This window comes from Sorangium sp. So ce119 (genome assembly GCF_051524405.1).
GTDB lineage: Bacteria > Myxococcota_A > Polyangia > Polyangiales > Polyangiaceae > Sorangium > Sorangium cellulosum_G.
Window position 1 is genome coordinate 6323241 of the sequence record NZ_CP150310.1, and the last position, 13552, is coordinate 6336792.

10 protein-coding genes are annotated in these 13552 nt (G+C 74.1%); 2 read left to right on the top strand and 8 right to left on the bottom strand.

Translation table 11 applies throughout. The features are described from left to right. Positions 1-3 precede the first annotated feature (3 nt). The 7 genes from WME76_RS23875 to WME76_RS23905 form a co-directional block, all read right to left on the bottom strand. Positions 4-375 carry a hypothetical protein gene (locus WME76_RS23875; protein WP_437954588.1) on the bottom strand — a complete coding sequence of 124 codons (372 nt, stop codon included), beginning with the start codon at positions 373-375 and terminating at the stop codon, positions 4-6. Positions 376-599: 224 nt separating this feature from the next. Then, positions 600-1727, bottom strand: coding sequence for a phospholipase D-like domain-containing protein (locus WME76_RS23880; protein WP_437954589.1), 1128 nt, complete (start codon positions 1725-1727; stop codon positions 600-602). Positions 1728-2154: 427 nt separating this feature from the next. Further along, entirely contained in the window at positions 2155-3639 is a 1485-nt protein-coding gene (locus WME76_RS23885) for a DUF2330 domain-containing protein (RefSeq protein WP_437954590.1), read from the bottom strand. Positions 3640-3915: 276 nt separating this feature from the next. Next, on the bottom strand, positions 3916-5328 hold the full coding sequence (gene trmFO / locus WME76_RS23890) for a methylenetetrahydrofolate--tRNA-(uracil(54)-C(5))-methyltransferase (FADH(2)-oxidizing) TrmFO (RefSeq protein WP_437954591.1): 1413 nt from the start codon (positions 5326-5328) through the stop codon (positions 3916-3918). 39 nt (positions 5329-5367) lie between these two features. Then, positions 5368-7956 (bottom strand): type I DNA topoisomerase, encoded by a 2589-nt coding sequence (gene topA, locus WME76_RS23895; protein ID WP_437954592.1) that lies wholly within the window; start codon positions 7954-7956, stop codon positions 5368-5370. 130 nt (positions 7957-8086) lie between these two features. Then, on the bottom strand, positions 8087-9121 hold the full coding sequence (locus WME76_RS23900; RefSeq protein ID WP_437954593.1) for a DNA-processing protein DprA: 1035 nt from the start codon (positions 9119-9121) through the stop codon (positions 8087-8089). A gap of 70 nt (positions 9122-9191) precedes the next feature. Further along, complete coding sequence (locus WME76_RS23905; protein ID WP_437954594.1) at positions 9192-10109, bottom strand: hypothetical protein; 918 nt, start codon at positions 10107-10109, stop codon at positions 9192-9194. A 79-nt stretch (positions 10110-10188) separates the two neighbouring features. Between WME76_RS23905 and WME76_RS23910 the strand changes: the two genes are divergently transcribed. Then, positions 10189-11193, top strand: coding sequence for a hypothetical protein (locus WME76_RS23910; protein WP_433926780.1), 1005 nt, complete (start codon positions 10189-10191; stop codon positions 11191-11193). After that, on the top strand, positions 11190-11978 hold the full coding sequence (locus tag WME76_RS23915; protein WP_437954595.1) for a glycerophosphodiester phosphodiesterase: 789 nt from the start codon (positions 11190-11192) through the stop codon (positions 11976-11978). Before WME76_RS23910 ends, WME76_RS23915 begins: the two co-directional genes overlap by 4 nt. 13 nt (positions 11979-11991) lie before the next feature. Here the strand turns inward: WME76_RS23915 and WME76_RS23920 are convergent, their stop codons facing one another. Further along, the gene (locus tag WME76_RS23920) at positions 11992-13494 is read right to left on the bottom strand and encodes a serine/threonine-protein kinase (RefSeq protein WP_437954596.1); all 1503 of its coding nucleotides are present in this window, start codon (positions 13492-13494) and stop codon (positions 11992-11994) included. Between the last annotated feature and the right edge of the window lie 58 nt (positions 13495-13552).

Genomic DNA, 13552 nt, shown 5'->3' on the forward strand with positions numbered 1-13552 from the left:
GGTTCACCGCCTCGCGCGCAGGCAGTCGGCGAGCTCCGGCGTCCGACGCCAGCCGCACTGGCCTGCCGCGTCGCGCTCGCAGACGCCGTGCGACGCGTAGCAGGCGTAGGCGTCGCGCCACTCGCACGTCGTCGTGGTCGGCTTCTCGGCGCAGAGCTGCCGGCTGCAGCCGGTCACGAGGCACCTGCCGGTCGCGGTGGCCTCGGCGCTCCCCTCCCCCAGCGCCTCGTCGCCGCCCTCCGCTGCCCCCGGCCGCTCGTCGTCCGCGTCCCTCCCGGGGGGGCCGAGATCGGCGCAGCCGATCAGCGCGAGCAGCGCGCCGGCGACGCCCGCCGGAACAACGCCCTTCCAGGGCTGCATGATACGACGTTTCATCCTGAACTCCCCTCCTGCCCCCGCGGCGGCGGACGCCACGTGACCCGTCTTCCGGGCCTGTCCCTGCTGGGGCCGAGGCGACGTGGTGCCAAGCGGCGCGCGCAGGGCGTCGGGAGACGTCAGGAGTGGCTGTCGAGCGCTCTGGAGGTGAGCCGCGGAGCGCCGGGCGGCGCTCGATCCGATCGAGGGCCGTTGTTCTGCCGGCCCGGCGGCCGTGGGGCTCGCTAGACCCCGAGCGAGGGCAGCAGCCCGCCCTCGCGCTCGGGGAGCGCGCCGTGCCAGCGCACGCCCGCGTACCGCGGCTCCAGCAGATCGAGCCCCATGCTCCACAGCGCGTTCCGCAGCCGAGCCAGCGGACCCAGCCTGGGGAGGTTGTTGAGGCACACCTCCTCGCTCTTCTCGAGGTCCCGCTCGAAGACCATGGCGGCGTCCCTCACGAAGGCAGGCTGCTTGACGATGAGGTTCGCCTCGCTCACCCACCGCAGGCTGGTCGGGTTCACGTTGAAGGTCCCCACCGTCGCCCAGTCGTCGTCGATGACCGCGAACTTCGAGTGGAGCATCGAGGGGAGGAACTCGTAGATCTGGAGCCCGTTCTCCAGCCACGACCTGTACCGCGCGAGGCTCGCGTTGCGGATGGCCGGGAGGTCGGAGTTGCGCGGCACGATGACCTTCACGTCGATGCCGCGGCGCGCGGCCTCCATGAGCTCGCGCTCGAGCCCGCGGGGCGGGCAGAAATACGCGTTCTCGATCCACACGCGGCGCCGCGCCGCGCGGATCCGCTCCAGGTGACGCTCGTAGATGACCGCGGGCGGCCTGGGCGCGTCCGTGATGAACTCCACGTCATCGTAGACGCCGCCGGTCCAGTAATCGAAGGATCGACCCTCGGCCTCGTTGGCGAGCATCCAGCGGCACTCGAACACCCGCTCCATGTCGGCCACGCACGGCCCCATCACCCGGCTACAGACCTCGTGCCAGCCGCCGCCGCCCTGTTCGCGCGGCAGCCACTCGTCGGCCCACGCGGCGCCGCCGACGTAGCCCGCGCCGTCGATGACCACGACGCGCGAGTGCTCCCGCGGGAACAGGGCGCCCCCGCGGAGCACCGTGCTGAGCGGCCGGTAAGCGCGGGCGCGGATGCCGCGAGCCCTCATGTCCTCGAAGAAAGGCGCAGGCGTGGTGTGGCTGCCGAGCGCATCGTAGAGGAGCCGCACGTCGACGCCGCGCCGCGCGGCGTCCGCGAAGGCGTCGGCGAAGCGGTGACCCATCAGGTCGTTGCGGTAGATGTACGTGGAGATCCAGATCTTCTCCCGGGCGCGCGCGATGTCGTCGAGGAGCGATTCGAGCACCGTCGTCATTCCAGGCAGGAGACGCGTGGCGTGGAGCGCAGGCGCGTTGCCCGTCGCGTGACCTGGTCTGGAATTCGCCCTGGAGCCTGGAAAAGTCAGCACCGAGCAGGTCATGTCGAGTCCCGAGCGCCGGGCGGCTGCAGCTCGACTGCCGCAGTGGCCCGCACGCCCTCAGCACAACGGCTGAAGCAGCCCGTATGCCACCTCGCCGAGGAGCGAACCCGCCAGGACAGCGGCAGAACGAGATTCGCTACGTGGCAGACTGCCACGCGCGGCCGTCGCGCCACAGCGCGGCCGAGGCAAGCGGCCTCTCCGGCAGATCCCGGCGCCGTGGCCGCGGGCGCCGGCGCGCGAGGCGCCGGCGCGCGAGGCGCCGGCCGCGCGCCGACCCGCCTCGCGGACCAGGGACCGGGACGCGGGGGGCTGTGCGCGCGGGTCAGGCGGCGCGGGAGGCGAAGCGACGGGCGCCGCGGCGGACGACGGCGGCGGCGAGGGCGAGGGCGCCGAGCGTCATGCCGACGAGCGTGCCCTGCCCCCGCGAGCGCGACGCGCGGTCGCCATCGAGGACGGGGAGCGCCGCGCCGCAGAGCACCTCGGCGTGGACGCTCACGCGGGCGCGCAGCCAGTTGTCGACCCGCTCCTGCGGCCCGGGGTTCAGGACGAGGTCCGTGTCGAGCGCGGCGCGCGGCAGGTTCGCCTCGAGGCGCGTGAGCCAGACGTCCTTCGGGTGCAGGCCGATCATCGCGACAGCGAGGTCGTCGAGCGGGCCGCACGCGAGCTCGCGCGCGTCGATCTGGCCGGAGGCGACCTCGCCGCAGCTCGGGTCGGAGAGCAGGACGCCGGCCGGGCACGGGTTGCCGACGGCGCGGCCCTCCGCCGCGAGCTGGGCGAAGCGCACGGCGCAGGCGGTGTCCTCGGTCTCGCCGTTCGCGAGCCCCTGCTGGGCGAACGCCGCGGCGATCGTGTCGACCGGGGCCGTGGTGCCGCTCGTGGTGTACTGGACGCCGAACGGCGCCGCGGAGCTCGACACGGGCGAGAACAGCGAGCCCTGCTGCGCGTAGGACGTGAGGAACGCGCGGCCGCCGTCGGCCGCGGAGAGCGCCTTCTCGCGGAGCACGCCGTAGTTCGACTCCTGCGAGGCGAAGTCCCACGCGAGGAGATCGTGGGGGACGGCCGCGGCCGCGAACCCCTCGGGCGCGAGCCGCGCCTCGCTGATGGTGAAGAGCGTGATCGCGACGTTCGCGCCGGTGCCGGCGGCGACCATCCGGAGCGGGAGCGTGGGGTTCGCTCCCGGCATGACGACCCGCACCGGCGTCATCTCCTTGACGTCCTTGCCCGGCTGGAGCTTGAGGGCGATGAAGTCGAAGTTCTCCTCGACGTAGGCGTCGATGACCGGCTGCGTCGACGCGTCGACGCCGAAGCCGTTCGTGTCGAGCCACTTGTTCAGCGCGCCGGGCGTGTCGGTCGCGAGCGTCACCGTCTCGTAGGGGCCGACGGTGCCGCGGTGGAGCACCGTGACCTGCTCGCCGCCAAACGCGTCGCCGCCGAAGCTGGCCGAGTCGCTCCCTGCCAGACCGCCGCAGCCAGCGCCGTTCGAGGCGCACGTGGAGCTGGGCGCGGTGATGCGCACCGACGTGGCCGCGTCGAGCGTCTCGAACCACGCGTCCGAGCCGACCTGGAGGGTCGCCCCGCGCTTGACCGGGAGCACCCAGGCGAACTCGCTGGGATCGCCGGCGTACTGGATCTGGTCCCAGAGCACCGACTGGACGGGCGATACGGAGAGCACCATCCGGTGCGCGTTGACGACGGTGGTCTCGGTCGCCGGGGCGAAGCACCCGCCGCACGCGAGCGCCTCGCGCTGTGGCAGGAGCGTCGCGGCAGGAGCGGCGAGCGCAAGGAACGCGAGCAAGCGAAGTCTCATCGGCTACCTCCATGGCGCGCGGGCCCGCGCAGGGGCGGGCTCCCGGAGCGCGCGGGTGGCGCGCGGCGCACCACCGCCAGGGTATCGAAGCCCGCGCCCGGCGGGCGGCCCGCGCACGATTGGCGCGCCGCCGGCGGTCGCCCTCCGCGCGTCGCGTCTGCCCGTCAGCGCGCCCGCCGCGCGTCGAGTCCGCCCGTCAGCGCGCCCTCCGCGCGTCGCGTCTGCCCGTCAGCGCGCCCTCCGCGCGTCGCGTCTGCCCGTCAGCGCGCCCGCCCGTCAGCCCGCGGCCCGCCACGCGTCGAGGTCGCGGAGCGCGCGCTCGGCCATCGCCTCGTAGCGGGCGCGCTTGCGCAGCTTGCCCTGCGCGGGATCGAGCGGCGCGATGTGCGCCCAGGTGATGTTCGACGGCTGATACGTGGGCTGCTTGCGGCCGAGGTGCGTGAGGATGCCGCCGAGCGCCGTCGTGGGCGGCGGCGGCCGGAGCGGCTCGTTCCGCAGCTTCTGCGCGAGGAGGACCGCGCACACGAACCCGGCCGCGGCGCTCTCCACGTAGCCCTCCACGCCCGCGATCTGGCCGGCGAGGTGCACGCCCGGCAGCGCGCGGAGCTCCATCGCCGGGCCGAGCAGCGCCGGCGCGTCGACGAAGGTGTTCCGGTGGACGGAGCCCATGCGGAGGAACTCGGCCTCCTCGAGGCCGGGCACCATCCGGAACACCCGGAGCTGCTCGGCGTACTTCATGCGCGTCTGGAAGCCGACCAGGTTGTACGCCGTCGCCGCCTCGTCCTCCGGGCGAAGCTGGAGCACCGCGTAGGGGCGCCGGCCGGTGCGCGGGTCGGTGAGCCCGACCGGCTTCATCGGCCCGAACGAGAGCGTCTGCTCGCCGCGCGCGGCCATCACCTCGCACGGCAGGCACCCCTCGAAGTAGCGCACCTCCTCGAAGTCGCGCGCCTCCACCTTCTCGGACTCGACGAGCGCGCGGACGAACGCCTTGTACTGCGCCTCGTCGAAGGGGCAGTTCACGTAGGCCTCGTCGCCGGCCTCGGCGTCATCGCGGCGCTCGGCCGCGTCCTCCGGCGGCGCGGCGCGCTCCGGCTCCGCGGGCCGCTCGCCCCGGACGACGCCCTTGCCGTAGCGCGACTGCTTCCACACGCGCGACCAGTCGATCGAGTCGGCGCTGACGATGGGCGCGATCGCGTCGTAGTAGGCGAGGTGCTCGGCGCCGACGGCCGCGGCGAGGCTCGCCGCGAGCGCGTCGGAGGTGAGCGGACCGGTGGCGAGGATCACCGGGCGCTCGGCGGGGATCCCGGTCGCCTCGCGCCGGTCGACGGCGATGCGCGGGTGGGCCTCGATCGCCCGCGTCATCGCCTCGGCGAACCGCTCGCGGTCGACAGCGAGCGCGCCGCCGGCCGGCACCGACGTCTCGTCGGCGCACCGCAGGGCGAGCGAGCCCACGCGCCGGAGCTCCTCCTTGAGGAGCCCCACCGCGTTGCTCAGCGCCGCGCCGCGCAGCGAGTTCGAGCACACGAGCTCGGCCAGGCGGTCGCTCGTCTGCGCGGGCGTGCGCCGGTGCGGCTTCATCTCGACGAGGCGCACGCGCAGCCCGCGCTCCGCGAGCTGGTACGACGCCTCGCAACCGGCCAGGCCGCCTCCGACGACGACAACGTCGCACGGGCTCTCCGCTCCGCTCATACAGCTCACCAGGGATGGTTGGGGTGTCTCGCGACCGTCTTAGCTCGCCGTGCGGCGCGCGCGCGCGGGCTTTTCGCCTGCCCCCTTGGTCGCCCCTGGGGTCGGCGCGGCCTCGGGTTGCTCGGCCGCGGCCGGCGCGGCGCCCGTCGGCTCGGGCCGGGCGGCCGGCGCGGCGGCGCCCGCGACGATCGACGCGACGTCCGGAGCGCCGGAGCCGTCCGCGGCGCCGTCCTCTCCTTCTCCCTCGACGATCTCCTGCTTGAAGCCGCAGTCCTTGGTCGCGCAGACGAGCATCGCCTTCTTGCCGGCGGTGCGGGTGACGAACTTCGCGCCGCACTGCGGGCACGGGACGGGCACCGGCTTCTGCCAGAGCTTGAAGTCGCACTTCTGCTCGGCGTTCCAGTTCGAGCAGCCGTAGAAGGTGCGACCGCCCTTCTTGCGGGGCCTGATCTCGATGAGGTCACCGCCGCAGTTCGGGCACGCGACGCCGAGCGGGACCGGGCGCGTGTTCTTGCAGGTCGGGTACCCGGTGCACGACAGGAAGTCGCCGAAGCGCCCCGTCTTGATGATCATCGGCTTGCCGCACTTGTCGCACGAGATGTCGGTCTCGCGGACCGCGGCGCTGCCCCGCGCGTCGGACAGGTCGCGCGTGGCCTTGCACTTCGGGTAGCGCTCGCAGCTCAAGAACCAGCCGTTCTTGCCCCACTTCTTGAGCATCATCGACCCGCACTCGTCGCAGACGAGGTCGGTCTTCTCTGCCTCGGGCTTCCACGGCGCGAGCTTCTTCGACTTGTCGAGCTGCTCCCTGAACTTCTTGTAGAAGCGCTTGAGGAGCTGCTCGCGCTTCAGGTTGCCGGCGCCGACCGCGTCGAGCTCCTCCTCCATCTGCGCCGTGAAGTTCGGGTCCATGATGTCGAGGTTCGATCGGACGAGCCCGTCGACCACGAACTTCCCGAGCAGCGTCGGCTGGAACGCGCCCCCTTCCCGCTTCTCGACGTAGGCGCGCTGCTGCACCTTGCTGATGATCTCGGCGTACGTCGACGGGCGGCCGATGCCGCGCTTCTCCAGCTCGCGCACCAGCGAGCCCTCGTTGTAGCGGGGCGGCGGCTGCGTGAACTTCTGGTCGGTGACGACCCCCGGGGGCGACACGGCGAGCGCCTCGCCCTCCTTCATGTCAGGCAGGAGCGCCTCCGAGTCCTCCTCGGCCGGGGCCCCGGGCGCCGCCCGCTCCGCCTCGGCGGCGCTCGCCTCGGCGGGCGCCGGCGCGGCGCCGCCCTCCGCCGCGCCGCCGCCGGCGCTCTCCTCCTCGCCGGCGAACTCCTGCTGGCCCTCCGTCACCTGCAGCCAGCCGGCGAACTTCAGGATCCGCCCGCTCGCCCTGGCGAGGTAGCTCCGGTACGCGGGCGCCGCGATCGCGGGCGTCGCGTCGATCTCGACCGTCGTCCGGTCGTAGACCGCCGGGTTCATCTGCGAGGCGACGAAGCGGTTCCAGATGAGCTTGTACAGCTTGTACTGCTCGTCCTTGAGGTACTTCTTGATCGAGTCCGGGTGGATCTCGACGCTCGTCGGGCGGATCGCCTCGTGCGCGTCCTGCGCGTTCTTCTTCGACTTGTAGACGTTCGGGCGCTCGGGGACGAACTCCTTGCCGTAGCGCTTCGCGACCACGCCGCGCACCTCGGCGATGGCGTCGTCGCTGACGCGCGTCGAGTCGGTACGCATGTACGTGATGAGGCCGACCGGGCCGCCGTCGCGCTTGAGGTCGATGCCCTCGTAGAGCGCCTGGGCGATCTGCATCGTCCGCTTGGCGCCGAAGTGCAGGTAGTTCGTCGCGTCCTGCTGGAGCTTCGAGGTGGTGTACGGGGCGGGCGGGTTGCGCTTCTGCTCGCGCCGCACGACCTTCGCCACCCGGTAGCGCGCCGTCTCGAGATCGGCGCGCACCTTCGCGGCGACCTCGCCGTTCGTCACCTCGAGCTTCTTGCCGTCCGCGGCGGCGAGCTTGGCGACGAACGGCGCGCGCGTCGGCGGGCTCGCCGCGGTGAGGCCGACCGCGATGTTCCAGTACTCCTCGGGGACGAACGCCTCGACCTCGCGCTCGCGGTCCACGATGAGCCGCAGCGCGACCGACTGCACGCGCCCGGCCGACAGGCCGAACGCGAGCTTCGACCACACGAGCGCCGAGACGTCGTAGCCGACGATGCGATCGAGGACGCGGCGCGCGCGCTGGGCGTCGTACAGGTTCTCGTCGAGCTTGCGCGGGTTGTGGACGCCGTGGTCGACGCCCTTCTTCGTGATCTCGTGGAACTCCACCCGCGCCACCTTGAGCCTCGGGTTCTTGATCTCCTCCGAGATGTGGAACGCGATCGCCTCGCCTTCGCGATCGGGGTCGGTCGCGAGGAGCACCTCGTCCGCCCTCTTCGCGGCCGACTTGAGCTCCTCCAGGACCTTCTCTTTGCCCTCGATGACCTCGTAGGTCTCGGCAAAGTCGTTCAGCACGTCGACGGCGTTCTGCTTCTTGGGCAGATCCTTGACGTGCCCCTTCGAGGCGAACACCTCGTACCCGTTGCCGAGATACTTCTTGATGGTCTTCGCCTTCGCCGGCGACTCCACGATGACGAGCGTCTTGGCCATCACCACCTTCTGAGCAACGTGTCGGGGCTTTGTTGGGAGGATTGAAGGGCTAACCTTCGTGCGAGGGAGGCCCCCCCGCGAGGAGGCGGCCACCCGGAACCGCACTGGGTAGGGTGGACCGGCGTGCCCTTCAACGAAGAGCCCGCCGAAACAACCCGGCGGGCCCCTCTACTACTACGGCCTGGAGCGTCAACGTCAAGAGTGCCTCCACGGCGCGCCTGGGCGGAAGCCCCGTCCGCTCGCAGACCTCGTCCACGTGCGCCGGGTGGGCGTCCAGGGCGTGGAGGACGGCGCGCTCTTCCGCGGTTTCTCCGATGATTTCGGCGCTTTCTGCGCGAGCTCCCGCGCTGCCCTCGCGGGCCTCCGGGTCGATCGCCCGCGCGAGCGCGTTTTTCTCGCTCGAGGCGGCCGTGCGGGCCGCGAAGGCCGCGTCCGGCAGCGGCAGCGTGCCGGCGGCGGGCGAGCTGTTGCGCGGCGAGCGCCGCGGCCGCCGGCGGGGCGGCGGCGCCGGCCCGCCGAGGATGTCTATCACGTCGGCCGCGCGCATGATGGGGCGCGCGCCGCCGAGGAGCTCCAGCGCGCAGCCGACGCCGCGCGGGCTCCACGGCGCGTGCGGGACGACGCAGAGGTGACGGCCGAGGCGACGGGCGGCGGCGGCGGCGGACCGGGCGCCGCTCTCGATGCCCGCCTCGATCACGACGGTCGCGCGCGTGAGCGCGGCGAGCACCGCGTTGCGCTGGAGGAACAGCGCCGGCAGCGGCGGCGTGTCGTCGGGGACGCGCGCGAGCAGCGCGCCGCCCGCGGCGACGACGCGATCGAAGAGCGCCGCGTGCTCCCGCGGATAGGGGTGCGCGTGGCCGCCGCCGCTGACGACCACGGTCGGCGCGCGCGCCTCGAGCGCGCCCTCGTGCGCGGCGGCGTCGACGCCGCGCGCGCCGCCCGACCAGATCGAGTAGCCCGCCTCGCCGAGCGCCGCGGCGAGCTCGCGGGTGAAGCGGAGCGCCTCGTCGCTCGCGGCGCGCGTCCCGACGATGGCGATGCCCGGGCGCGCGGGGAGCGCGCCGCGCACGTAGAGCGTCGGCGGTGCGGCCTCGGACTCGGTCACGAGGGCCCAGAGCGGCGCGGGGTAGGATGGATCGGAAGGGTGGATCTCGATCGACGCCATACGCGGCGTGTCGACAGGCGCCCGGGCCGAGTTGCGCGAAATGAGGAGCGCGCGGTCGAGCGCGCCCGAGCTACCGGGGCGGCACGTCGCGCGCGGGGCCGGGCGGCGCCGCGCGCGGCGGCGTCGCGTTCGGCGGCGCTGCGCTCGCCTCCGTGCTGGGCGGGGTCGCGCTCGGCGGCGCCGTGTTGGGCGGGGTCGCGCTCGGCGGCGCCGTGTTGGGCGGGGTCGCGCTCGGCGGCGCCGTGTTGGGCGGGGTCGCGCTCGGCGGCGCCGCGGGGGGCGCGGGCGGGCGCGGGCCCCGGTAGCCCCGCACGAGCACGACGCCCGCGCCGCGCCGCACCTGCGCGTGGAGGCTCACCGCGACCGGCGCGTTGCCGGGAGCCGGCGCGTCGCCGGGAGGCGGCGCGCTGCCGGGAACGGAGAAGCACGCGCCCCTGCCGCCGATCACCGCGACCGGCCCGCTGTCCGCGTCCTGGGCGGCGATCGCGAGCGCCGGCGGCGCGCCCTTCGTGACGAAGAGGTCGACCTCGATCACGCCGAGCCCGCCCTGCGCGATGAACACCGCGCACTCCCCCGGCGCGACGCGCGCGGGGATCGCGGCGCTCTCCCCTTCCGCGATCTGGAGCGACACGACGTCGCCCTGCGCCGCCATCCCCCTCGCCTCGCCGCGCGCGGTGTTGTCGAGCGCGAGCGCGGTCACGCGCGGCACCGGCGCGGTCGTCGGCGGCCGCTGCTGCCCCACGCGGCTCAGGAACAGGCGCGCCGCTTCCGGGTCCGGCTCGGGCGCATCGCTCGGCGGCGGCGGGTTCCGCACCTCGGGCGCGGGCGCCGGGGCCGGCGCGGGCGGCGGGCTCGGTACCAGGACCTCGGCGCTGGACCCGGACGCGCCGGCGCCGCAGCCCGACGCGGCGAGCGCGAGCGACGCCGCGAGCAAGCGACGCGCCGGCCTGAACGGATGCAGATCGAGGAGAGCGAGGACGCGCCGCACGGCGCGGAGACTACCAGAACCGCCGCGCGATGCTCGGCCCGCGAGCGGCCGGCCATGCGGCGTGCTACCCCCTCGCCCGATGAAACCCAGGGACATCGTCGTCGCGACGCACGGCCACTGCTTCGACGGCATGGCGAGCGCGGCGCTGTTCACCCGCCTGATGCAGGCGCTCCACCCCGGCGAGCCGCTCGCCCTCCGGTACCGCTCCTGCGGGTACGGCCCGGGCATGACGATGATCCCGCCCTCGTGGCTCGACGGCGACGAGAACGCGATCCTCGACTTCCGCTACACGCCGACGAAGAAGCTGACCTGGTACTTCGACCACCACGTCACCGGGTTCGGCTCGGACGACGAGCGCGACGCGGCGCTCGCCGGCGCGACGCGGTCGCGCAGCGCCGGCGACGCCCCGCACGTCTTCTACGACGCCGCGTACGGCTCGTGCACGAAGCTCATCGCGGACGTCAGCCGAGACCACTTCGGCGTCGAGATGTCCGGCGTCGACGAGCTCATCCGGTGGGCCGATGTCATCGACACCGCGCGCTTCCCTTCGGCCGAGGCCGCCGTGAGCCGCGAGGAGCCGATCATGCAGCTCGCGTCCGTCGTGGAGCACCACGGGGACGGGCCGTTCCTCGCCTCGGTGGTGCCCCGGCTCGTCGATCAGCCCGTGAGCGAGGTGGCGCGCGCGCCCGACATCCAGGATCTCTGGCGCCCGCTCTCCCTGTCGCGGCAGACGTTCGTCGCGCGCATCGAGCGCGGCGCGCGCAAGCTCGGCCGCGTCGTGCTGGTCGACCTCTCCGACGCGCCGCTCGAGGCGGTCGGCAAGTTCATGACGTACGCGATGTACCCGGACTGCGTGTACTCGGTGACGCTCTCCCGGCAGAAGCAGCACTACAAGCTCTCGGTGGGCTACAACCCGTGGTGCGGCGTCCCGCGCGATCGCGACATCGCGCCGATCTGCCGCCGCTACGACGGGGGCGGGCACCCGGCCGTCGGCGCGGCGTCGTTCCCGCTCTCGGCGCTGGAGCGCGCGCGCGAGGCCGCCCGCACCATCGCGCAGGAGCTCGACGAGGAGCCCGCGCGGTGACCTGGGCCGAGCAGCGCTTCCGCCGGAGCGCGCGCGGCCCGGCGGCGGCGTCGCCGGGCGGGGCCGCGCGCGCGCCGCTCGTCTTCGGGCACCGGGGCGTGCGCGGCGAGGGAGCGCCCCCGGAGAACACCCTCGCCTCCTTCGAGGAGGCGGCCGCGCAGGGGGCCGACGGGCTCGAGCTCGACGTGCGGGTGTGCTGCTCGGGCGAGGTCGTGGCGCTGCACGACCCGGACCTCGAGCGGGTGACGCGCGGCGCGGACACGCGCCACGCCGCTGCGCTCCGCTGGGACGAGCTCCGGCAGGTCGACCTGGGCGGCGACCGGGTGCCGCTCCTCTCCGAGGTGCTCGCGCTCGCGCGCGGCCGGCGGCTCGCCGTCAACGTCGAGATGAAGCGGGACGTGCCCGACCGCGCCGCCGTCGTGCGCGCGACCGCGCGGCTGCTGCGCGCGTGGGATCCCCGCCACGCGGTGCTCGTGTCGTCGTTCGATCCGGTCATGCTGGCGTCCTTCGGGGTCCTGGCGCCGGCCGTCCCGCGCGCGCTCCTCGTGCACCGCAGCCGCTACCACGACGCGGCCGTGCGCCTCACGCCGGCGCTCGGGGCGCTCGCCGCGCACATCGAGCGGACGATCGCGTCGCCCGAGCGCATCGCGCTGCTGAAGCGGCAGGGGCGCGTGGTCAACGTGTGGACGGTGAACGATCCGCGGGAGGCGCGGGATCTCGCGGCGCTCGGCGTCGACGGGCTGATCACGGACGCGCCGCGCCGCATCCGCGACGCGCTCGCGTGATCGACCGCCGGCGCTACCTCCCGCGCCAGGGATCGACGATCTCGGTCGTCCGGCGCGGGCTCCGGCGCGGCGACGGGCGCGACGGCGAGGGCTGCGGCGCGACGGCCGCTTCGGGCTCCACCGGGCGCGAGGGCGACGTGGTGTTCGCGACAGGCACGCCCTCGACGACCGGCGCGCGGTCGATCACGGGCACGCCCTCGACCGCGGGCGGGCGGCCGACCGCCGGCGTCGATGCGCGGGCCAACTCCGCCTGCGGCGCGGCCGCGCTCACGGCCGAGGAGCGCGCCGGCGCGATGACGGAAGCGGCGCCCTCCTCGGCGACCGGCCGCAGCGCCGTGATCGCGATCGTCCCGCTGATCACGGAGAGCGCGCCGCACGCGAGCAGCCAGCGCGTCGCGGTCGCGCGCGGCCTGCGCACGTCGTGGACCTCCCCGGACGCAGCGGCCGTGAGCGTGCCGGGCTGCGACGGATCGGGCAGCGGCGTGAGCGCGTCCTTCGGCGGACGCGGCGCCTCGTCGCCGCGCCAGGACAGCGACATCGACCGGACGTCGCCGGGCCCCTCGGGCTCGGCGGTGCCGCCCGGCGACAGCCCGAGCAGCGTCCCCGTGCGCGACGCCGACGGCGGCGGCCGGGGCGCGGAGGGCACCGGCAGCGGGACGCCGATGTCGCCCGCCGCGGCCACGAAGGCGAGCACCATCTCCTGCGCCGACTGGAACCGCTGGGACCTGTCGCGCGAGAGCGCGCGCAGGAAGAACCCGTCGAGATCCATGGGCAGGTCGGGCGCGATCTGCGTCACCGCGGGGATCGGCTCGACGAGGATCCTCGACAGCACCGCGCCGAGCACGTCGCCCTCGAACGGGAGCTTGCCCGTGACCGCGCGGAAGAGGATGACCCCGAGCGACCAGAGGTCGCTGCGCGCGTCGAGGTCCTTGTCGCCGCGCGCCTGCTCCGGGCTCATGTAGAACGGCGAGCCCAGGAGCTCGCCCGTCTTCGTGGTCTCGTCGCTGAGGAGCTTGCCGGTGAGCTGCTTGGCGATGCCGAAGTCGAGGACCTTGACGATCTCCTCCTCGTCGTCGACGCGCGCGAGGAACAGATTGCCAGGCTTGAGGTCGCGGTGGACGAGCCCGGACTCGTGCGCGCGGCGCAGCGCCTTGCCGGTCTGGATCGCGACGCGCGCGGCGTCGGCGAGCGCGAGGCGCCGGACCCTCCTCAGGCGACGGCTGAGGTCCTCGCCCCGGAGCAGCTCCATGACGAGGTACGGGACCGTCCCCTGGATGCCGTAGTCCTGCACGCTCACCACGTGCGGGCTCTCGAGGTTCGCCGCCGTGCGCGCCTCGCGGTAGAAGCGCGCGCGGAACTCGGGCGAGGCGGCGTGCTCCGGGTCCATGAACTTGATGGCCACCGGCGCGCCGAGCTGGAGATGGCGGGCCACCCACACGGAGCCCATCCCGCCCCGCGAGAGCGGCCCCTCCAGCCGGTACTTTTCGCCGACGATCGTTCCCGGCTCGACGTCCATCGCCGACTCCTCCCGCCAAGGCGAGGTGGATTGTGCCTTTCTAGACGTTCGCGAGGGC